This is a genomic window from Bdellovibrio sp. ZFWA1, from assembly GCF_056175665.1.
In genome coordinates, this window is sequence record NZ_JBJKJH010000002.1 from 819665 (window position 1) to 838752 (window position 19088).

Consider the following 19088-nt stretch of genomic DNA (forward strand, 5'->3'; position numbering starts at 1 on the left):
GAGCTTTTCATTTGAATAGGCCATTAAGTGATGTTCAAATATACATGATGAATAAAAGATTCCTGATTTTTGTTTTTAAAATTTCACTTTCAATTTGGATTGTCGTTCATGTGCTTTCTATGATTGTGATGCCAAATGCCTTTAGTTTTTTAGGACGGCAGCTGCCTTTGATATATCCCTACGCCAATGCAATGGGGTTGAATGTTGGTTGGAGTTTTTTCTCTCCAGACCCGGCTCATGTTTTGTATCTACGTTATGTGGTTTATTTTCAGGATTCAGACAAAGAATCCGTCGAAGGTTTTTTTCCGAAAGAGAAAAATCACTCAGCAACGGATATTCGAGGAAAACGTGATTGGACGGTCATGCGCTTTATGCTGTTAGATCATAAGCGACTTGGTGTTCTTATGGGGCCGTGGATTTGTCGCCAATATCCCGGAGCCGAGAATGTTTATATGGAATACGTAATGGAAACTGTACCTCCAATTGATGCGGCTCAGACATCAATGAATCGTGACGTTCAGGAGTTGAGTCAAGAACTTCAGTTTATTAAGGTCGATCACAATTGCACTGGTGAGCAGGATAAAGTTTGGTTATGAATCACAAGATGTTAACAGAAGTGAAAAATCTTATTTATCGGCTCTTCAGTTTCGTTTGGGGCAAGTGGGATCATTGGTGGTTTAGACCGCGTTCGACATCAGTGCTGGGGCTTTTTCGTTTACTATTAACGGGCACACTGTTTTACATGGCATTGATGAGAAGCTTTCATTTGGATTATTATACAGATGCTTCATGGATGCCCCGTTCTTTACGGTTTTTTGTTATGCCGGAAATGCTTCGCCCCCCTTTTTCGTGGTTTTTCTGGAGCGATTCGTGGGGGCCTTTTTTCCATTATCTTTTAGTTCTTTGCTTGGGATTGATTTTTATCGGAGTAGGAAATAGGCTTCTGGTTTTAATCGCCTGGATTTTACAAATTGCCTTTATACAAAGAAATTATTCGATTGTTTTTGGCGCCGATCATATCGGAACTATACTGTTGTTTTTACTTTCCTTAACTAATTGTTTTGAGTCTTGGACAGTAAAAAGCTTTTTAGTAAAGAAGTGGCCTGGGTTCTTTAAATTTCGAATTCAAAGTCATACGGATATTTTAGGTTCCGTGGGCGTTCGTCTTTTACAAATTCAGATGTGCACGATTTATTGCTATACGGGACTTGAAAAATTAAAAGGTTCTAGTTGGTGGGAAGGGACGGCTCTTTGGAATGTTTTAGCCAACCCTCAACAAACGGTGGCAGATTTTACTTTTATAAAACACTTTCCTTTTTTTATAGCGTTCATGACGTTTTTTACGGTGATCTACGAGATATTTTGGCCGGTAGCCGTTAACTCTCGTAAAACAAAAAATATTTGGCTAGGATTAGGAGTTTTGTTTCACCTTGGGATTGGAATTACAATGGGATTGATGGTGTTCTCTCTGGTAATGACCTCGACCTATTTACTTTTCCTGTCCGATCTGGAATATCAAAAATACTTCGTCTCAAATTGGGAACAACTCAAGAAAAAGGTCGGGTTTTAGCTTCTTTTGCCGATAAGATAGATAGCAGGGGGAAGCTATGTTTCTAAGGTCAATCCGACTTCTTTCTATCTCTATGATTGCGGTAGGTCTTTCGGCCTGCGGCTCTTTCAATCAAAATGATTTACTTTCCGACTCTGCAAAAAAGGCAGAGTGTCCTCCGGGGTGTGCTTCGACTATCACGGCGAAGCCAGAGCAATTGATGGTGCAGATCGATAGTGGTGCTTATACGCTAAAAGTGGGAGCCGACAATCGATTAGATATCACGGGAACTTGCTATAGTCCCTACGCTTCATCTGGAATTTATCTTCAAATTAGTACCGGAATTCCTGCTTCGACGGGGAATATTAAAACGACAGATTATTTTGATTTAAATGTGGGAACGGCCAATGTTGTCTCTTGTGTGAATGGTCGATTCTCGGCAAGTGTTCGTTTAGGAAGCCTAACTGCGCCTGCCGGCTATTATTTGACTGCGATGATTCGTGGTTCTGAAAATGGTCAGGCTATCGATAATCCAGCTTCGGGCGGAACATCGTATGTTCAGTTTACGGTGACTCAATAATTGATATGAATAATTAAATAAAAAGGCGGTCTTCGGCCGCCTTTTTTTATTCTTTTATCGTTATTTGATCAAAGGGAAGATCTCGAAGTGATTGTGGCTTTTTCCAATGCTCCCATGGCTCACTGTCTGTTCTCTTTAGTACTGAAGCGGCAGGAACGGTTAATAAGGCGCTTTCGTAAATGGGATATTCGTAAAGATCTTTTAAAAGATTTAATGAGTCCTCCGCCGACTCTGCTGTTTTTGGGAGGCTCCAGCCAAACACCCAAAGCTTTGATTTTCCAGGAACAAAAGACGAATGGGTGTTTTCAATTTTCATAACATGAGGAAGAAAAACGTTTTTGGATTCATGCTTTATTAAGGCCGGTCCATCGTTAATTAAGGTCTCTATCCAGTAGGTAGAGTCAGAATCAGCTGATATTACATCACTATTTTTTTCTGCGATACTGAAGCTTTTAGTTACAAACCAAAACCAAGGATAGAAAAGATTTTTGTGGTTTTGAAAGTCGACGGCAAATTCATTAAAAAGACTATTTGATGTTCTTAGTAATAGATTTTCCTTTTGAAGAGGAGCAACCCAGCTATGCGGGATTAAGATCAAATCTGGGCCTGGTGATTTCAGAAGCTCTACTTTGAGGTCGTCATAGTACTGAACTGGATCAATACGTAGAGTGTAGGATTTTTTTTGCAATTTCTGTAAAAGCTCTTCAGGTAAAAGACTTGGAGAGTGAATTAAGATCCTCAATTGCTTGTCGGGATTCAGAAGACGTTTGATTTTAGAAAAAGGAAGGCTACCGTGCAGGTAGCCTCCTAAGAAAAACAAAACTAAGATCAAGCCCCAAAAGAGGTTCTCTTTAATGCGCATTAGAAGCTTTCGTCAAATGCCACAGACCCAGAGATACCAGTTTGGTAAGCTGAAACTCTTCTTTCAAAGAAGTTTGCAAGTTCTTGAACGTCTTGCAGTTCCATGAAATCGAATGGATTCTTCGCATTGTAGCGAGGTGCGATGTGAAGTGTTTCAAGACGTTGATCCGCACAATACTCAAGGTATTGACGCATGTCTTTTTCTGAAAGTCCAGCAACACCAAATTGAAGGATGTCTTTTGCAAACATCATTTCGCACTCAATAGCGTCTTCCAACATTTGAACAACCATTTCTTCCATTTGTTCATTGAAAAGATCTGGTTCTTCTTGGCGAACAGTTTTAATCACTTCAAAGGCAAAAGCCATATGCATAGATTCGTCACGGAATACCCAGTTAGTTCCCGACGCAAGACCTTGAAGAAGTCCCTTTGAGCGCAAGAAGTAAACATATGCAAAAGATGCAAAGAAGAAGAGGCCTTCAACGCAAGCCGCGAAGCAGATCATATTCATCAAAAACTTACGACGATCTTCTTTCGTGTGAAGAGTCTCAAGTTCGTTGATTGAGTCCATCCATTTAAAAGCAAAGTCTGCTTTTTTCTTAACTGATGGAATATTATCAACGGCTGCAAAGGCCTTCGCTCTTTCATCAGGGTGAGGAATATAATTATCCAAAAGAGTTAAGTAGAACTGAACGTGCAAAGCTTCTTCAAACAACTGACGAGACAAATACAAACGTGCTTCTGGAGCATTGATATGTTTGTAAAGATTTAGAACTAAGTTGTTTCCAACGATGCTGTCTCCTGTTGCGAAAAAAGCAACTAGACGGTTGATCAAATGCTTCTCGGAAGTATTTAACTTGCTGTGAAGATCTGATAGGTCTGTTGACCAGTCGATTTCGTCAACGGTCCAGGTGTTTTTGATACCGTTTTTATACATTTCGTAAAAAACTGGGTACTTCATTGGTCGAAGAGTTAAATTAAAACCAGGATCTAATAACATTTTAATCTCCAAAATTTCTAGCCTATATCGGCTTGTTACTAACTAGCGGGAGCCTACCTTTATTGGCAAGCTTCGCAGGCCTCAGGGTTTTCGAGTGAGCAAGCGATAACCTCAGCATCCGAGTAAACTTTTTTAGGAGCTGCTGGTGCTGCATCCATTGATTCTGCTTTACCGTTTGCGTTTGCGATCTCGCCCAAGTTGGTTTTGATAGTTGTTTTTGCGATTTTTGTCGCCGGTCTAGAGCGTAGGTAATAAGTTGTCTTAATACCTTGCTTCCACGCATACATGTACATCGAAGAAAGTTTTCCAATAGTTGGTGCTTCTTGGAAAAGATTCAAGCTTTGAGCTTGATCGATGTAAGCGCCGCGATCAGCTGCCATATCAATCAAAGATTTCATTGGAATTTCCCATACTGTTCTGAAGATCTCTTTCAGACGAGCTGGAATAGCCGCGATATCTTGGATGGAACCTTCATTCAACTTGATTTCAGTGCGCACATCATCGTTCCAAAGGTTCAATGCTTTAAGCTCTGTCACAAGGTAACGATTGATCTGTAAGAACTCTCCAGAAAGAGTTTCGCGTTTAAACAAGTTTGAAACTTGAGGTTCGATAGCCTCGTAGCAACCAACGATAGATGCAATTGTTGCTGTCGGCGCAATTGCAATCAAAAGAGAGTTGCGAAGACCGTGCTTCTGGATACGAGCTTTTAGGTCATTCCATTTTTGAGTGTCTTCAGGTTTTACTCCCCATAGATCGAATTGTAGAAGACCCTTAGCTGCTTTGGTTTGTTCAAAGGCAGTGTGAGGCCCTTGCTTTTCAGCAAGATCACAAGAAGTTGACAACGCGTTAAAGTAGATCACCTCTTGGATTTTTTTAGAGATTTCTCGGGCTTGTGCAGAATCAAAAGGAAGCTTCAATTGGAAGAAAACATCCTGAAGACCCATGACTCCCAATCCCACTGGACGCCATTTGTGGTTAGAGTCCATTGCCGTTCCAATTGGATAGAAGTTGATATCAACAACGCGGTCCAAGTATTTAACTGCAGTTTTTACTGTGCGAGCCAGTTTATCGTAGTCAAAAGCTCCGTTCACAACGTGGCGACCAAGGTTGACTGAACCAAGGTTGCAGACCGCTGTTTCTTTATTGCTTGTGACTTCCAAAATCTCTGTGCATAGATTTGAAAGATGGATAACATTGCCAGCTTCGCCAGTTTGGTTGGCTTTCATGTTGGATGCATCTTTGAATGTCATCCAGCCATTTCCAGTTTGTGCCAATGTCTTCATCATACGAGTGTAAAGATCACGAGCCTTTAGCTGTTTAGTGTACTTTTTCTCGGCTTCTGCTTTGATGTACTCTTGTTCGAACTCGGGCCCGTAAATATCCACGAAGTGCGGAACAACTTTAGGGTCAAACAGGGACCACATACCGTCTTCTTCAACGCGTTTCATGAATAGATCAGGAGTCCAGTTTGCCAGGTTCAAGTTGTGCGTTCTTTTCTGATCGTCACCTGTGTTGTCACGCAACTCTAGGAACTCTTCGATATCTGCGTGCCATGTTTCAAGATAAACACAGGCTGCGCCCTTACGTTTTCCGCCTTGGTTAACAGCAGCAACAGACGAGTCCAAAGTCTTAAGCCAAGGAATAATACCATTTGAATGGCCATTAGTTCCTTTAATTAAAGAACCACGAGCCCGTACGCGGCTGTAAGAAACCCCAATTCCACCGGCAAATTTAGAAAGCATCGCTACATCAGCGTACTTTTCATAAATTGATTTCAAGTCATCATCTGGAGAGTCCAAAAGGTAACAAGAGCTCATTTGAGGGCGTAGAGTTCCTGAATTGAATAGGGTAGGTGTCGAAGCAAGGTAATCATGAGACGAAATGAGTCTATAGAATTCAATAGCTTCATCAACAGTCTGAGCTAAACCGCAGGCAACACGCATAAAGAAATACTGAGGGGTTTCGAAAACTTGGCGTGAGATAGGGTTTTTCAAAAGATAGCGATCATAAACTGTACGCAATCCGAAGTATTCAAAACGATCCGTGCGATAAGGTTCGATGGCAGCACAAAGAGCTGCTTTGTTTGCTTCAACAAATTTATAGGTCGCTTCAGCAAGAAGGCCGTTGTTAAAGCCAAAAGCAACAGAGTCTGCAAAAGATTGAATTTTTTGTGAACGCACTTCTTCATCAACAAAAGTCGAAAGAAGGCGGGCCGCCAACTTTGAATATTCGGGATCTTCACCAATCAATAGAGAAGCTGTTTGGATACAAAGATTATCCAATTCTTTGGTTGAAGCACCATCATAGAGACCAGAGATAGCCTTGGTTGCCACGCGAAGCGGGTCTACCGTAGAAAGGCCTTGGCAGCATCGAGTAACTCGTTCGACGATTTTTGTGACGTCAACCGGTTCAAGAGTGCCATCTCTCTTTTTAACTCTCATTACATGTCCGCCGTACTGCTCATGTTGCATCATTGTTGTCCCCTCGGGCCCGTTCCATCGGGCGAAAAAAATGCCTTAGCTTACCGCCCCTCGCGGTAAACCTAGACTTCAGCTTAGGATCGTAATCCATAACTGCATTTATAAAATTTAGTGAAAAAACGATGGCCGTCGTTGGAATTAAATCCTTAACTGCCGCTTGAGAATCCTGGCGCAATTCATCGCGTCCTCCGGTGGTAACCACTATATCTAGTGGTTCGCTTTGGGTGCTCCATCAATAGAGCGGGTTGTGATCTCAACTCCAACTTTGAATTTATTTCTCAAATGATTCAAGAACTTTTTGCAAAAATTAGATCTTTTTTTTCTGACGTTGCACAACATTTAAGCACAAAATTAGAAAGCATTGACTTGGGTGTATTGCCTTTTTAAGGGGCATGGTTGCCTATTTTTCGCTCTAAAGACCTAAGTCTAGACGGTTAATGGCTGATTTTTTTGTTCTTTTTGGCTTTTTAACTGTCTTCTTCTTACAGAAACTTAAAAGCCTATTTGTACTTATGCACATTTGAGCTGTGAATTGCTGTGGATAATGTTTAAATTGCCCCTATGAACAAAACCAAGACTCTTTATGTTTTTCGCCATGGTGAGACAGAATGGAACGCCGAACGACGTCTTCAAGGTCATTCTGACATTAACTTAAATACTTCTGGAAGGCTCCAAGCAGAACAGCTTTATCAAGCAGAAATACTTCCTATCAAACAGTGTCAGTACATTTATGTCAGCGATCTAAAGCGCTCTCAAGAGACCGCATTGATAGCAACAGGTCAAAAGTTACCACTGAAGATAGATTCTCGACTCAGAGAAGTCTTTTTAGGTGATTTCGAGGGAAGAACTCACCCTGAAATTCTGGCCGAGTACGGGGAGGACTACTGGGGGCGCTGGTACGATTTCTCTTTTGAACACTGGGATTTTAAAGTTCCTAACGGAGAATCTAAAAACGAACTTTTGCAGCGCGGGCTCTTGTTTTTAAATGATTTCCTAGCAAGCTCAGAACAGACCGGTATTGTGTGTGGTCATGGTTTCTGGATTCGAACGATGGACTCTTTTCTTCGTAAGACACCCCAGCATCAAACCTTAAAAAATTGCGAACTTGTTATCTGGAGTTTCCGTGACGGGATCTATCTGAATAACTGACCTTGGAAGAAGCCCTGATTCATCATGTGATCGATGATTTCTTGATGGGTTTTCATCTTATTTCCCGTCCATGCTGGTGCAATCAGCTCGTCTCGGCGAGACGAGTAGGCCGCTAAACGATGCACGGCTAGGCGCGGATCCAGATGTTGAAGAAATAGAGCCACACGATGAGCGTATTGATCAAACTCGATCGGGGTAAACTCCCCTTTGGCATACATTTCTTCCAGGGGAGTTTGTTTTAAAACGTGAAGGTTGTGAAGCTTTACATTTGTGATCGGTAAATCGTTGCAGATTTTGGCAGTTTCAATAATCTGCTCATCAGTTTCTCCGGGGTTTCCAAAAATAAGATGAATACCTAGATCCACCTTGGTATTTTGACTGATTTTATGGATTGCTTTGATGCTGGCGTCCGCAGTGTGTCCTCGTCTCATAAAAAGCAATTGATCTTCGTTAAAGGATTGAACGCCGAGTTCAACAAAGACAAAAGATCGGTCGTGCATCTCTTGCCAAAGATCCATAACGGCGGGACTCAGACAGTCCGGGCGCGTTCCAATCGTCAAGCCTTTAACAAAATCGTAAGAAAGAGCCGTTTCGAAGTTCGCCCTTAAGGCCGAAACTTTTGTGAAAGTATTGGTATAGGCCTGAAAATAAACTAAAAAAGAGCTTACTTTGTGCTTTTTTGCTAAATTTTCTTTGTATTTTTCGATTTGATTTCGAAGCGGCATTGTTAGTGACTCGGCATTGGCCGCAGATCCCCAAACATCACAAAAAACACAGGTCTGCATACCCTTGAGGCCGCGACGGTTTGGGCAGTCATCAACGACCGACACGGGGATCTTATGAACCTTTTCTCCGAATATCTTGCGGTAATATTGTTTAATCGGATAGTAGGGAGCCCCGTTCCACTCAGGAAACAGCACGTCTTTAGGTGACTCTTGCAAGATATTTTGTGAAGAAGAAGGGCTCAATGGATTCATAGGCTTGTTTGTATAGCGCAAAGGGGCAAATAAAACAAATGAAGAACTGGCAGGATATCGGCTTTACAATTGAATGGACTGCAGACGGGAGCCCGTCCTTACGTCTTTTAAGTTCTTTAAATCCGGCTTACCAGCACGGGGAGGCTATGCACCACTCTGGAGGGGCCGCCAGCGAGACGCAGCTTATTTACGGAGAGTTGATTCATCTTGCTTTTCAGCAAATAAAAGGGCCCGTTGGTTTTACCGTGGTGGGTCTTGGTTTGGGTTATATCGAGCTGAATATAGCTGCCTATTCATTGATTTCAGGCGCAAAAATCGGCCATATTTTATCTTACGAAAGCGTTTCAGAGCTTCGCGAGGCTTTTATTGATTGGCTTTATGACCGCCCCCTGTCTGCCGAGATCCAAATGACCTACGATGAAGTTTGGATGTCCATCCAAAAGCAGTTGCCGCTAGAATTAAGTCTTTCAGATGTTAAGTCGGTTTTAAAAAATTATTTTAAAACCGTTGAGGATATTCAGAAAGATATTAAATCAGAGACTCTTCCGCTAAAGCGCAGCCATTGCATTTTGTACGATGCTTTTAGTTCGAAGACGTCTCCCCATTTATGGGAAGAAGAATTTTTAGTAAGGTTTATAGATAAAGGGGCCGAGGAAAAATGCTTATTTGCGACCTATTCGGCCAAGGGCAATCTTAAAAGAGCGCTTAAATTTCTTGGTTTTGAACTTCAAAAAAGAGACGGTTTTAAGAGCAAGCGAGGCTCTACGCGGGCTTTAAGAATTTAGCTTGAGGGTATAACTATTGAACTTAGAGTTCGGTTTAGTCTTCGGTATCGAATTTTTTCACATATTCAATTATCAGAGTTTGTGACTCCATCGGTAAGACCGTGAATTTCAGACCCGCATAGCCTTCTTTACCAACGTAGACAACCTCACAAGTTGCTAAAATTGGTTGATAGAGGTTGGGACTTTGAAGTTGAATGCGAAGTTTTTCTCCAATTTGAAGATTGTGAGCGTCGCCGACGCCAAGACCTCCTTCAGAGATGGATAATACCCGGAGTTTTCGAGGTCCATTTTCAGTTTCGCAATCGAGTGTTCCCATGATTGGAACGCGAGGAGCACTGCGTCTGCTTATGCCTAGGGCTTCAACGATGGATGTCACTGTGTAAACTTCTCTCCAAGATCTATGCTTGTCCGATCTGACATCGATAATAGAATAGTCCTTCATGCCTCGAAGAACATTTAAAAGTTCACTGAACGAGCAAGGGGCATATTCTTTCCCTTCAATTCGATATCTCCATTGGATCAAGTCTTGAGGAGCGGTGGCGGATGTGCCCGGTCTTGAGGATTCGACTTCTTTGACTTGTTTGCGCCATTTGTCGGGCGGCAACCATTCAGAGCTTCCTTTACCCCAAATCAAGGGCTCTGCTAAATTTGGAAGCAGAGATTCAATTTCCCCGGGAGTATTGGGGCCTGTCACTTGCCCGTTATGTAGAACAAACCATATCTTCATGAGTTATCCTCTTCTTTACTTATTAGAGCTTCGGCGGTATCTAATTGTCTAGTAGAAAAATAACAGAATCGGGTTTAAGCTGAGCCCACGGGACTCATCATCAAGGAATATTCAATGAAGTACATCATCTCTGGAACTGATCGCAGTGGTTCTAATACTCTAAAAATCTCTAAAATTATTCAAGCTATCTACAGTCAGTTAGGTGAGCAGGTTGAAATCTTGGATCTGTGTGAAGTGAAAGAAGGCTTGTTTTCGGGGCCACACTACGGAGTTGCTCATCCCGAGGTATTAGCCAACTTTACTAATAAAATATTATCTAGCGATGGTTTGATCGTTGTGACTCCTGAATATAATGGATCTATGCCTGGAGTTTTGAAGTATTTCATCGATCATTTAAAATTTCCTGAATCCTTCGAGTATCGACCTGTATGTTTTGTTGGATTAGGAGGAATGTTTGGTGGATTAAGACCCGTCGAGCATTTACAACAGGTTTTTGGTTATCGGAATGCATTTATTTTTCCAGAGCGCGTTTTTATGATGAATGTGTGGAAAATTTTAAAAGACGATCAGATTTCCGACTCGGTTGTGCAAGATCTTCTAGTTAAGCAGGCTAAAGGTTTCACGAAGTTCTGTGCGGCTCTTAAGCAATCGGAATTAGATGCAAACTCACACATAAAGCGCCAGCCCGTTAAATAAATACTTTAAGTTTTCGATTGTTGGAGGTTCTTATCGAACATTCTCATGCTCAAAAAAACTCTATTTGGTTCTTGGCTCTAGGTGCCTTAGGAATTGTCTTTGGGGATATTGGAACGAGCCCACTTTATGCCCTACGCGAATGTTTTGGTCACGAGTATGGTTTGCCTTTCACTCCCCAGAATGTCGTTGGCATTTTATCTTTAATTCTTTGGACTATCTTGTTGGTTATATGCGTGAAGTATATGGCCTTTGTTATGCGCGCGGATAATAAAGGTGAGGGTGGTATTCTTTCACTCATGGCGCTGGCGGTGCGAGCTTCCAAGGGGCGAGATGGTGATGGTGGAAAGTTAAAGTTTTGGTTGACGGTAATGGGGGTATTTGGAGCTGCTCTTCTTTATGGAGACGGAGTTATTACTCCGGCGATTTCTGTACTTTCAGCAGTTGAGGGGATTCAGTATGCAACACCTCATCTATCTCCTTATGTTTTACCTGTAACAATTTTTATTCTGAATGCTTTATTCTTAATGCAGCGATACGGAACAGGCCGAATTGGCGTTATATTTGGTCCTGTTCTATTGATTTGGTTTGGAGTCTTGGCCTCTCTAGGTATTTACGGAATCACCAAAAATCCGGACATTCTAATTGCGGTCAATCCTAAATATGCAGTGCAGTTTTTCTTCGATAACGGTCTGATTGCCGGATTTGTTTTGGGCTCCGTGTTTCTAGTTGTGACCGGGGGCGAGGCTCTTTACGCTGATATGGGACACTTTGGGCGTGAGCCCATTCGCCTTGCTTGGTTTTTTGTTGCCATGCCGGCATTGATTTTAAACTACTTAGGACAAGGGGCTCTTTTAATTACGAATCCCGATGCTATTAGTAACCCTTTTTATTTGATGGCTCCGCAGTGGGCCTTGGTTCCTTTGGTAATATTGTCTACTCTAGCGACGGTGATTGCCTCTCAGGCCCTTATTTCTGGTGTTTTCTCTATCACACGACAGGCAATTCAATTGGGATTATGTCCACGCCTAAACATTGTCCATACATCGTCTCAGGAAATTGGACAAATTTACATTCCATTCATTAACTGGTCTTTATTTGCTGGGGTAATTTGGCTTGTGTTAACTTTTAAAACGTCTTCAAATCTTGCGGCAGCCTACGGTATTGCTGTGACTGGGACGATGGTTATAACAACGATTCTAGCTTTTGAAGTGGCACGTATTCAATGGGGTTGGAGTGTCGCTCGGGCGGGTATCATATTCGGCGCATTTTTAATTATGGATATTGCTTTCTTTGCGGCCAACGCCTTGAAGATCACGCATGGAGGCTGGGTGCCTTTGGTTATTGGTGCTGTGATTTATTTGCTAATGACAACATGGCAGCTAGGTCGTCGACTGCTGTACTCAAAATTGAAAGAACGCTCGATGCGCGTAGAGGATTTTTGCCAAAAACTTTTACGAGAGCCTCCGGTCCGGGTTCCGGGAACGGCTTTATATATGGCCGGGGATCCATGGGGTGTTCCAGTACCATTGCTTCATAATTTAAAGCATAATAAAGTTCTTCATTCTCGGGTGGCGATTTTAACGATTCAAACGAAGGAATTTCCAACTATCACAAAAGGAGAGCGGGTTCAGATTCAGGAAATCATTCCGAATTTTTACCGCATCATTTGTAATTATGGTTATATGGAAACTCCGAAGATGAAACACATCTTAGATGCGTGCCGCAACCAGGGAATACATTTTAAGATTGATGAGACCACTTTCGTTTTAGGTCGAGAGACGATTCTTCCAAGTAATGAGCCTGGTATGGCGCTGTGGCGTGAGAAGCTTTTTGCAATTATGTCTAAAAATGCGGCCAGACCAACAGCCTTCTTTAGAATTCCTCCGAACCAAGTGATCGAAGTTGGAATTCAAGTTGAAATTTAAAAAAAAGAGAGGTTTTAGCCTCTCTTTTTGTAAGTCTCAAGTACAGGGTGATTCTCTTGAAGTACGTCCCATCTAGAGGCAGTCCCGCAGGTGGGGCAAATAATATTTGCGATATCAGGTTTGCCCCCCCTTGAAGCAACATTACGTTCAAAGGTTGGCCGTAGGTTTGTAGAACAAACAGGGCAGTTAAAATTGAATTTGTGCGATTTTGTATGAAGTGGGTTTTTTTTATTCGTTCCAAAAATATAAGGAGCGATAAGTTTATAGACTAGCCATATTAGAATGCAGGCTATAATCGTTATGTACACCACGGGGCTGGTGATGGTGTCTTCGCCAAAGTCTTTACTAAGTCCAACTAAGTTATCGAGCATTTTCTAATTTCCGTTCTTATTATTCCGTCAGGAATCTTTCAATATCATCCCGCTTTTTCATTCCATCGGCAAAGCCTAATTCGATCAATTGAGTACAAAACGAAGGCTCAAATAACAAGTAACTAATGATCTCGGAAGCATCTTCCATGGAACCTAGACCTTTAAGTAGGTAACGTATAATTCGGGGAAGTTTTGAAGCTTTTTGAAAAGCCATCTGTCCAATATCTCCAGACGGGGACACGAAACTAAAATTCACTTTTCGAAATGATTTAGCTTGGTCCTTTGGAAGGCGATCAACAAAGTCGTTGATCTGACGAATGCGCTCTAAATCTGTTTCTACTCCATCAAGCATGACCGAGTTTAATAAAACGTTAAGAACGCGAGCCACCGAGGGGGCAGCGTTCTTTTCGATTTGCTCTGTTTGGTTTAATAATACCTGAGAATTGCGGCGAACGCCGATGACCATGATTTTTTCAGCTCCTAAATACAGAGCCGGCCCACAAGGCGACTGATTGCGTACACAACCGTCTCCAAACCATCTATTTTCAACAAGCGCTGGTGGAAATAAAAGTGGAATTGCTGAAGATGCAAGAACATGGTCTGCCGAGATAATCGTTTTTTCGCTGCTATGACGGGCCTTATTCCATGAGTGTGTATTTGGAGCTCCTTGAACGAAAACAACACCTCGAGAACTTCGATAGTCCATGGCGGTAAGAGCTAAAGCATTCAGATGCCCTTGGTCGATATTGGTTTGAATATTTTGAAAATTAACATTTTTTTGAAGAAGTTCTTTTAGCGGGGTTGTATTGAGTAACGAACGACCTGGGGTTGTTCCTAGTAGAGCGCCAAAAGAGAGTTCTTCGATCCAGCCTAAGCCAATTTTACCTATATTCAAAGTGCTGGTATAAAAAATTTGATCTGCTGTGAGTTTCGACCAAAGTTCTACGAGGCTTTTTGTTGTCGTTGCAAAGTCATCAAGTCCGGCAGCTAAATAAGCGGCATTAATTGCACCGGCACTGACGCCTGTGTAGATTTTAAATGGGCGTTCGATTTCTAACTCCTGAGCGACGTGAGCAATTGCTGAAAGAACACCCACTTGATAAGCGCCTCGTGCGCCTCCGCCGGAAAGTACCAGACCTAATGTCTGCATGGTCACCTCATGTGTTGATTCAATTTAATACTCATTCCAGCTAAATATCAATCTTTGCAACTTCGGGAAGTGTGTATTTCATGTACATGCCAGTGGAAAAGAAAGCCCATTTTGTCGCTTTCTCAGAGTGAAACGCTTTCTCAGAGTGAGAATAGCGAATCATTACGAAGGTCTAGGTGTGATTTCAGTTGGCAGGTCTCTTGCTTAATCAAATGGCATGGAGGCTTTTATGAAATTGAATAACTTTTTTAAAATAACAATGATGGTGGCGGTACTTTCTTTAGCAGCGTGTGCTAAAAAGGACAGCAGCTTCAAAGCTCGCTATACAAGAAATGCTTTCGGAGCTCAGGCAATTGATCCAGCTCGAAATCAAATAGCGGCTGAGCAGGCGGATGCTCAAGGTTATCAATTAGATGTCGTGGGTATTACCGGAGAGAGATACTCTGATGGTAAACTTAAAATCACTTCAAAAATTATGGTCAATGATCAGGTTCAAAACATTTACACCGTTCACTCAACGAATGGGCAAGTGGTTAAAGGTCAGATCACTTTAAATGGGTTAACTTTAGTGATCGAGGCAACATGTGCGGATTCAAACTGTGAGCCCTACTATTTATCAGTATCGGCTTTCAATGGTTCTCGTGAGGTTATTCAAGAAGGTGTGAAGAAGTCCTTTAATAATTCTTCATATGACCGCTATCAATGGTTCCAACCAGGTTCCTTCATGAAGTTCTGGTCGGGTAGCTATTCTGATCCTTCAGGTATGATCGGATACTTAAATTCTAAGTAAGAAAGCTAGAGCCTCCAACTCTAAGGTTTCACAAGCGGGGTGGTGTACAAATTACACCACCCCGAAATTTTTGTCGCAGCATGTTGTGATTAATCAGCTTATATCGAACTTAAAAGCCCCTATTGGACAAAAAATCTGTTTCTTAAAGCCCCTTTAAAATGAATTAATGTCAAGATTTGGTGTTGAAATAGGACTAAAGGCGTGGCACCTTTGTTGCTCTTACCGAACTTGGCTCCAAAATGGGACCAGGGTTTAGGGGTTTAAAAAGCCTTTAAATGGTTAGTAGGGGAAATACTTTGGGGGATGAAATATGGGGATTCTCATTTTCCTTTCAAAGCAAATTGGGTGTGTAACAAAGTTTAGATTTAACTAAACAATTAACGGAAAGGGAAAACAGTGAAAGCAAATATCCTTTTGTCACTGATTCTTGCTGGTTCAGTAAACGCATTTGCGGCTGAAGCAACAACACAAAACGCAACGACTTCAACAGTAAAAACTGAAGAAGTTCAAAAGAAAGACGAAACAAAAAAGGACATCGACGAAGAGATCACAAACGCTCGTATGCGTTCTCAGTTGGGTTCTAAGTCTAAGTTCTCTTTCAAATCTGCTTTGAGCTACTCAGGTGGATCTGTTAAGAAGCCAATGGATAAAATTCGTCCAAACTACCGTTCAGGTAAATCAAGCGATACATTGACTGCTATGGGTGGTTCAGTTGGTATGAACTACCGTCTTAATGAGCGTGAGTCTATCTCTGTAGGAACTGGTATCACTATCATGAACCCATTCCATGGTGATGTTACTTCTGCTAAATTTAAAGATCCTCGTAAAAACAGAACTAACGATGTAAAACGTTATGAAGTTGCGACTCCGTATATTGAGTACAGCCGTGCTTACAAAGTTGGTGGCATGCAGATGATCTCTGGAGCTACTTACTCTCACTTTACAACTCAGGATGCAACTGATGCTGAAGTTGGTTCAAATGCGTTCGGTAACGTATCTTTTGACCAAACTATTCTTGCTGACCTTGGCGAGTCTAACTGGTCAGGTGGGGTTGCTTTGTCTTTTGATACAACTCTTTACAAAGGTGAGTTGTCTCAAGCTATGAAAGACGACGGTAACGTACAAGACGATTTCGGCTACGGAATCTTCCCTTTTGCTGAGTACTCTTTCAATGATAAATACTCTTTCCGTACAGTGTTCGGTTACTTCCAGATGATTCACTACAAAGGTGATGGATCTGCGGTAACAGCTGCTCGTCCGTACCAATCAATGGGCATCGGAATGGCTTTGACTCGTGATATCTACTTGTACCCTAACGTACAATTCTTGCCTTTGGACATCCGCCCAGAACTTACAAACGTAGGTTTGTCAGCGAACTTGAACTTGTTCTAATCTAGAGCAAGCCTCAAAAAGCAAAAAGCCTCTGCCGAACAAGCAGAGGCTTTTTTTATTTCCCCCAAATGGGGTCAGGTGTTTTTTTCTAACCGGCATGTGTCAGAGTCATACTAATAAGGTGGTTGCTGCGCCCCAGTTAGGAAAAAACACCTGACCCCATTTAGAGGCGAGAGATGGGTTGTTCTTGTTTGGGGTTCTGGGAAATTTTGCGTGCGATTTCCTCGCCGTTAGGAAGAAGTGGAAGTGGGTCCACAGGACCACTGACTTTTCTAATCTCAAAATGCAGGTGAACGCCTGTCGCACGTCCAGTGCGGCCCATAGCTCCAAGAACTTCACCCATTGTGACGACCTGTCCTTCTGAGACAAAGATATTATCTAAATGAGCATAAAGGGTGGCCCAGCCATCGCCGGACTCAATCATAATCATTTTACCAAAGCCACGAAATTCACGGCCAGTGTAGATGACGGTTCCAGATTTTGAGGCAAGAATCGGTGTACCTCTTGGGGCAGCTAGATCTAACCCAAGATGAGGTCGGCGCTTATTCGGGAGCCAGCCGCGAGTAAGTCGCGCATCATCCACTGGCCAATCAAACAACATTCCTTTGCTGGAGTCGGGCTCTGCAATGCCTGCAGCAGACGCCAGAATTCTTTTTTCATCCGGATGAGTTAACTTGTTATATTCAGAATAGGCCTTATCGAGGCTTCTTGATGTCGGAGTGTGAAAACTCGCGCAAGAGCCTAAAGTAAGTGCAGATCCTATAAGTGCAAGTTGTCGTAAAGAATAAGGAATCATTGCTTTTAATATAGCTAAAAAAAGCAAAAGGGCCCAGTAAAAAAACCAAAAAAAAACCATAAAACCAGAGAAAAGTCTGGGTTTATGGTTTTGCTTAAATTTCACTCACTAGAAGGACTACTTATAAATAGGGAATTGTTTGCAAAGTTCTTTAACTTTTTGATGGATGTCGTTTTTTAATTCTGAATTATCAGCATTTTTAAGAACGATGGAAATCCATTTAGCAATTTGCTTCATTTCGTCGCGGCCCATGCCTCGAGTTGTTAAAGCAGGGGTCCCAATTCGAATGCCACTCGTCACAAATGGAGAGCGCTTTTCGTTGGGAACCGTATTTTTGTTTACTGTAATGCCTGCTTCATCAAGAGCAATTTCAGCCTGTTTACCAGTGATTTCCTTGTTCGATAAATCAACCAAAATTAGATGGTTATCTGTTCCGCCTGTAACTAAATTAAAACCTTCAGAGAGCATCGATTCCGCAAGAATTTTAGCATTTTCTACAACTTTCTGCGTGTAAATTCTGAAGCTAGGTTCAAGTGCTTCTTTAAATGCAACTGCCTTGCCCGCGATGACATGTTCTAAGGGGCCGCCTTGAATTCCTGGAAAGATTTTTGAGTTCATGAATTTAGCCTTCTCTTCCGAGTTTGTTAAAATCATGCCTCCTCTAGGGCCGCGTAAAGTTTTATGAGTTGTTGTTGTAACGTAGTCCGCAAAAGCTGCGGGTGAAGGATGTTGGCCACCTGCAACCAGACCTGCAAAGTGCGCCATATCTACTAATAGTTCTGCGCCAACTTCATCCGCAATTTCTTTAAATTTTGCAAAATCCAAAGTTCGCGGATAGGCAGAATAACCGGCGATAATTAATTTAGGCTTTACCTCTAATGCAGTATTGCGGATGGTTTGATAATTCAAAAGTCCAGAATCTGGATCCAATTTGTAAGAAGTCGCCTTAAAAAGAATTCCTGAAAAATTCACCGGAGAGCCATGAGTTAAGTGTCCACCATGGGATAAATCCATCCCTAAGATGGTATCGCCAGCTTTGCAGGCCGAAAGGTAAACCGCCATATTGGCCTGCGATCCCGAGTGAGGTTGAACATTGGCATAGCTCATACCAAATAGTTTTTTAGCGCGTTCGATGGCAAGTGATTCCACCGTATCAACGTTGGCACAGCCGCCATAATAACGTTTTCCTGGATAGCCTTCCGCATACTTGTTTGTAAGTACGCTTCCTTGAGCTTCCATAACAGCCTTTGAGGTGTAGTTCTCTGAGGCGATCATTTCAAGACCGTACTCTTGGCGATCTGCCTCTAGGTTCATTGCGGCTGTTAATTCTGGGTCTATTTTAGAAAGATGAGAAAACATAAATTATCCTATTTTGTTGGTTCTAAGTTGGTGTCTGCCGCCAGCAAATGGAGTGGCAAGAAATGTTCTTAAGATTTGAAAGCTTTCTTGGGGGGTATTGAAACGAGACCCAAGACATAAAATATTAGCATTGTTATGTTCGCGCGAAAGTTTACTGAGCTCTACATTGTAGCATAGCGCTGCTCGAACTCCTGATAACTTGTTAGCAGAAATTGCCATGCCCTGTCCGGATCCGCAGATAAGAAGACCTAAAGCCTGACCGTTAAGAGCATCTTCAATTTGCTGCTCTTTATTGATCTTCTCTATTCTTTGAATTTCCAAACCAACAAGTTTGGCGTAGTCTGGATAGTCGACAGAATCCAAAGACCGAGTTCCTAAATCAACCCATTCGATGGTTGGGAACTCATTTTTAATTTCTTCTTTTCTGGTAAAGCCAGCATGGTCTGATCCAATAAAAATTTTCATACGTCAGAGTTTATTCCTGTCGACAGGGAAAGAAAAC

At 42.1% G+C, this 19088-nt stretch carries 18 protein-coding genes; 9 read left to right on the forward strand and 9 right to left on the reverse strand.

The features are described 5' to 3' along the window. Positions 1-11 precede the first annotated feature (11 nt). The 3 genes from AC04MN_RS13425 to AC04MN_RS13435 are packed head-to-tail and all read left to right on the forward strand — an operon-like array spanning position 12 to position 2129. The gene (locus tag AC04MN_RS13425; protein ID WP_475383716.1) at positions 12-596 is read left to right on the forward strand and encodes a hypothetical protein; all 585 of its coding nucleotides are present in this window, start codon (positions 12-14) and stop codon (positions 594-596) included. Then, entirely contained in the window at positions 593-1570 is a 978-nt protein-coding gene (locus AC04MN_RS13430) for an HTTM domain-containing protein (RefSeq protein WP_475383717.1), read from the forward strand. The genes AC04MN_RS13425 and AC04MN_RS13430 overlap by 4 nt, the downstream gene beginning before the upstream one ends. A gap of 37 nt (positions 1571-1607) precedes the next feature. After that, positions 1608-2129 carry a hypothetical protein gene (locus AC04MN_RS13435; protein WP_475383718.1) on the forward strand — a complete coding sequence of 174 codons (522 nt, stop codon included), beginning with the start codon at positions 1608-1610 and terminating at the stop codon, positions 2127-2129. 46 nt (positions 2130-2175) lie between these two features. Here AC04MN_RS13435 and AC04MN_RS13440 read toward each other — a convergent pair whose 3' ends face one another. From AC04MN_RS13440 to AC04MN_RS13450, 3 genes are read right to left on the reverse strand one after another with little or no spacing between them, the layout of a single operon-like run. Beyond that, positions 2176-2991, reverse strand: a complete 816-nt coding sequence (locus tag AC04MN_RS13440) for a hypothetical protein (protein WP_475383719.1) — start codon at positions 2989-2991, stop codon at positions 2176-2178. Further along, positions 2991-3989, reverse strand: coding sequence for a ribonucleotide-diphosphate reductase subunit beta (locus AC04MN_RS13445; protein ID WP_475383720.1), 999 nt, complete (start codon positions 3987-3989; stop codon positions 2991-2993). The genes AC04MN_RS13440 and AC04MN_RS13445 overlap by 1 nt, the downstream gene beginning before the upstream one ends. A gap of 59 nt (positions 3990-4048) precedes the next feature. Beyond that, entirely contained in the window at positions 4049-6463 is a 2415-nt protein-coding gene (locus AC04MN_RS13450) for a ribonucleoside-diphosphate reductase subunit alpha (protein ID WP_475383721.1), read from the reverse strand. Positions 6464-7030: 567 nt separating this feature from the next. On the opposite strand from AC04MN_RS13450, the gene AC04MN_RS13455 reads away from it, so the two are divergent. Beyond that, a complete protein-coding gene (locus AC04MN_RS13455) occupies positions 7031-7618 on the forward strand; it encodes a histidine phosphatase family protein (RefSeq protein WP_475383722.1) in 588 nt (195 codons plus the stop codon). On the opposite strand, the gene mnmL is transcribed toward AC04MN_RS13455, so the two are convergent. Beyond that, on the reverse strand, positions 7603-8595 hold the full coding sequence (gene mnmL / locus AC04MN_RS13460) for a tRNA modification radical SAM protein MnmL/YtqA (protein ID WP_475383723.1): 993 nt from the start codon (positions 8593-8595) through the stop codon (positions 7603-7605). The genes AC04MN_RS13455 and mnmL overlap by 16 nt on opposite strands. Positions 8596-8633: 38 nt before the next feature. On the opposite strand from mnmL, the gene AC04MN_RS13465 reads away from it, so the two are divergent. Continuing rightward, positions 8634-9380 carry an MnmC family methyltransferase gene (locus AC04MN_RS13465; RefSeq protein WP_475383724.1) on the forward strand — a complete coding sequence of 249 codons (747 nt, stop codon included), beginning with the start codon at positions 8634-8636 and terminating at the stop codon, positions 9378-9380. Positions 9381-9414: 34 nt separating this feature from the next. Here the strand turns inward: AC04MN_RS13465 and AC04MN_RS13470 are convergent, their stop codons facing one another. After that, entirely contained in the window at positions 9415-10107 is a 693-nt protein-coding gene (locus AC04MN_RS13470) for a PilZ domain-containing protein (RefSeq protein ID WP_475383725.1), read from the reverse strand. 114 nt (positions 10108-10221) lie between these two features. Between AC04MN_RS13470 and AC04MN_RS13475 the strand changes: the two genes are divergently transcribed. Next, positions 10222-10803, forward strand: a complete 582-nt coding sequence (locus AC04MN_RS13475) for an NADPH-dependent FMN reductase (protein ID WP_475383726.1) — start codon at positions 10222-10224, stop codon at positions 10801-10803. Between the two features lie 17 nt (positions 10804-10820). Then, complete coding sequence (locus AC04MN_RS13480) at positions 10821-12728, forward strand: potassium transporter Kup (protein ID WP_475383727.1); 1908 nt, start codon at positions 10821-10823, stop codon at positions 12726-12728. 390 nt (positions 12729-13118) lie between these two features. On the opposite strand, the gene AC04MN_RS13485 is transcribed toward AC04MN_RS13480, so the two are convergent. After that, positions 13119-14249 carry a patatin-like phospholipase family protein gene (locus AC04MN_RS13485; RefSeq protein WP_475383728.1) on the reverse strand — a complete coding sequence of 377 codons (1131 nt, stop codon included), beginning with the start codon at positions 14247-14249 and terminating at the stop codon, positions 13119-13121. Positions 14250-14478: 229 nt separating this feature from the next. Between AC04MN_RS13485 and AC04MN_RS13490 the strand changes: the two genes are divergently transcribed. After that, a complete protein-coding gene (locus AC04MN_RS13490; RefSeq protein WP_475383729.1) occupies positions 14479-15039 on the forward strand; it encodes a hypothetical protein in 561 nt (186 codons plus the stop codon). Positions 15040-15435: 396 nt separating this feature from the next. Beyond that, positions 15436-16431 (forward strand): hypothetical protein, encoded by a 996-nt coding sequence (locus AC04MN_RS13495; RefSeq protein WP_475383730.1) that lies wholly within the window; start codon positions 15436-15438, stop codon positions 16429-16431. 163 nt (positions 16432-16594) lie between these two features. On the opposite strand, the gene AC04MN_RS13500 is transcribed toward AC04MN_RS13495, so the two are convergent. The 3 genes from AC04MN_RS13500 to AC04MN_RS13510 form a co-directional block, all read right to left on the reverse strand. After that, complete coding sequence (locus AC04MN_RS13500; protein ID WP_475383731.1) at positions 16595-17227, reverse strand: M23 family metallopeptidase; 633 nt, start codon at positions 17225-17227, stop codon at positions 16595-16597. A gap of 117 nt (positions 17228-17344) precedes the next feature. Beyond that, positions 17345-18586, reverse strand: a complete 1242-nt coding sequence (glyA, locus tag AC04MN_RS13505; RefSeq protein ID WP_475383732.1) for a serine hydroxymethyltransferase — start codon at positions 18584-18586, stop codon at positions 17345-17347. Between the two features lie 3 nt (positions 18587-18589). Beyond that, positions 18590-19051, reverse strand: a complete 462-nt coding sequence (locus tag AC04MN_RS13510; protein WP_475383733.1) for an RpiB/LacA/LacB family sugar-phosphate isomerase — start codon at positions 19049-19051, stop codon at positions 18590-18592. Positions 19052-19088: the final 37 nt, after the last annotated feature.

What these genes read in the sequence shown, in the direction of transcription:
- glyA (WP_475383732.1), bottom strand. Translation starts at nt 18,586, where the DNA reads ATGTTTTCTCATCTTTCTAAAATAGACCCAGAATTAACAGCCGCAATG.
- AC04MN_RS13435 (WP_475383718.1), top strand. Translation starts at nt 1,608, where the DNA reads ATGTTTCTAAGGTCAATCCGACTTCTTTCTATCTCTATGATTGCGGTA.
- AC04MN_RS13445 (WP_475383720.1), bottom strand. Translation starts at nt 3,989, where the DNA reads ATGTTATTAGATCCTGGTTTTAATTTAACTCTTCGACCAATGAAGTAC.
- AC04MN_RS13465 (WP_475383724.1), top strand. Translation starts at nt 8,634, where the DNA reads ATGAAGAACTGGCAGGATATCGGCTTTACAATTGAATGGACTGCAGAC.
- AC04MN_RS13490 (WP_475383729.1), top strand. Translation starts at nt 14,479, where the DNA reads ATGAAATTGAATAACTTTTTTAAAATAACAATGATGGTGGCGGTACTT.
- AC04MN_RS13430 (WP_475383717.1), top strand. Translation starts at nt 593, where the DNA reads ATGAATCACAAGATGTTAACAGAAGTGAAAAATCTTATTTATCGGCTC.
- AC04MN_RS13500 (WP_475383731.1), bottom strand. Translation starts at nt 17,227, where the DNA reads ATGATTCCTTATTCTTTACGACAACTTGCACTTATAGGATCTGCACTT.
- mnmL (WP_475383723.1), bottom strand. Translation starts at nt 8,595, where the DNA reads ATGAATCCATTGAGCCCTTCTTCTTCACAAAATATCTTGCAAGAGTCA.
- AC04MN_RS13485 (WP_475383728.1), bottom strand. Translation starts at nt 14,249, where the DNA reads ATGCAGACATTAGGTCTGGTACTTTCCGGCGGAGGCGCACGAGGCGCT.
- AC04MN_RS13475 (WP_475383726.1), top strand. Translation starts at nt 10,222, where the DNA reads ATGAAGTACATCATCTCTGGAACTGATCGCAGTGGTTCTAATACTCTA.
- AC04MN_RS13455 (WP_475383722.1), top strand. Translation starts at nt 7,031, where the DNA reads ATGAACAAAACCAAGACTCTTTATGTTTTTCGCCATGGTGAGACAGAA.
- AC04MN_RS13510 (WP_475383733.1), bottom strand. Translation starts at nt 19,051, where the DNA reads ATGAAAATTTTTATTGGATCAGACCATGCTGGCTTTACCAGAAAAGAA.
- AC04MN_RS13470 (WP_475383725.1), bottom strand. Translation starts at nt 10,107, where the DNA reads ATGAAGATATGGTTTGTTCTACATAACGGGCAAGTGACAGGCCCCAAT.
- AC04MN_RS13450 (WP_475383721.1), bottom strand. Translation starts at nt 6,463, where the DNA reads ATGATGCAACATGAGCAGTACGGCGGACATGTAATGAGAGTTAAAAAG.
- AC04MN_RS13440 (WP_475383719.1), bottom strand. Translation starts at nt 2,991, where the DNA reads ATGCGCATTAAAGAGAACCTCTTTTGGGGCTTGATCTTAGTTTTGTTT.